Here is a 1,229-nt window from a genome sequence, read left to right on the forward strand (position 1 = left end):
TATATATGATAATATCCTTTATCACATATTTGATTGGTCGCCGCGAGGGGTCTTATGACGGATGCAGAAATCAGGGGCAGGCTGCTGGAGCACCTTTACCGCTTGCGGCATGACAACGGAGGATCGGTCCCCGTGAATGACGTGATCTTTGCTGGCGGCGAGGCGGTCCGATGGGAAGTCATCGCGGGGGTGTGCGGACAGCTCGCCGATGTCCGGCTGATCGAATGGAGGCCGCTCAAAACCCTTCAGGGCATTGTTGCAGGAAACGCCAGGATCACGGGACAAGGCGTCGCCGCGGTCGAAACAGGTTACTCTCCAGAGATCGAGATTCGGTTTCCGTCAAAGAACGTGACTGCGCCCAGCGCGCCCTCGAAGGTCAGCGACCTGCCTATCGCCGACGCTACCCTCGCGGAGATTCAGGACGCCGTAAACACAATCAAGACAGAGTTGGCGGCGCTCTCGCTGTCGAACAGCGAAAAGGGCGAGATCATCGCCGACCTCAAACAGATCGAGGCCGAGGCCGAGCGTCCCGCTCCGCGTCGATCATTCATGAAATTGTATTTGGAGAGCTTGCGCGACAATCTTGCCAAGGCAGCCGGTGCCGCAACGGCTGGCGGGGCCGTTGCATTGGCTGCTCTGGTGGGGAGTCTCATTGCGAAGCATTTCGGAATATTCTGACGAATGAAAGCGCTCACGACTATTCCCGCTCCGATAATTCATGCTCTCGTTGCGGTCGCAGGCGAGCGGGCACAAACGCGCTTTTGGGAATTCTTCGTCGCCAATATCCGCAACGCGCACACACGGCGCGCCTACGGCCGCTCGATCAGCGACTTCCTCTCTTGGTGCGAGCAACGCGGCCTCGCATCGATTGTCGACATCGAGCCGCTGCATATCGGCGCGTACGTCGAGATTCTCACGCGCTCGCACAGCGCGCCGACCGCCAAGCAGAACCTAGCCGCGATCCGGATGCTGTTCGATTGGCTCGTCACCGGCCAGATCGTGCCGACCAACCCCGCGGCGAGCGTGCGCGGACCTAAACACGTCGTCGTGGTGGGCAAGACGCCGGTGCTCGACCCGCAGGAGGCGCGCGCGCTTCTCGACAGCATCGACGTGACCACGCCCGCCGGGCTGCGGGACCGGGCGCTGATCGCTCTCATGGTCTATTCCTTCGCGCGCGTCGGCGCGGCGCTGGCCATGAAGGTTGAGGACGCCTACATGCAGAACCGCCG

2 protein-coding genes are annotated in these 1,229 nt (G+C 61.3%); both read left to right on the plus strand.

Annotated features, from left to right (window positions below):
• The first annotated feature begins 132 nt into the window (after positions 1-132).
• Positions 133-678: a hypothetical protein gene (locus FMZ75_RS21110; protein WP_166146283.1), complete on the plus strand. Its 546-nt coding sequence runs from the start codon at positions 133-135 to the stop codon at positions 676-678.
• A gap of 3 nt (positions 679-681) precedes the next feature.
• Positions 682-1,229 (plus strand): site-specific integrase (locus FMZ75_RS21115; RefSeq protein WP_166146286.1); only part of this gene is annotated, 548 nt, incomplete at its 3' end.

The sequence above is a fragment of the Methylosinus sp. RM1 genome (assembly GCF_011378635.1).
Classification (GTDB): Bacteria; Pseudomonadota; Alphaproteobacteria; order Rhizobiales; family Beijerinckiaceae; genus Methylosinus; species Methylosinus sporium.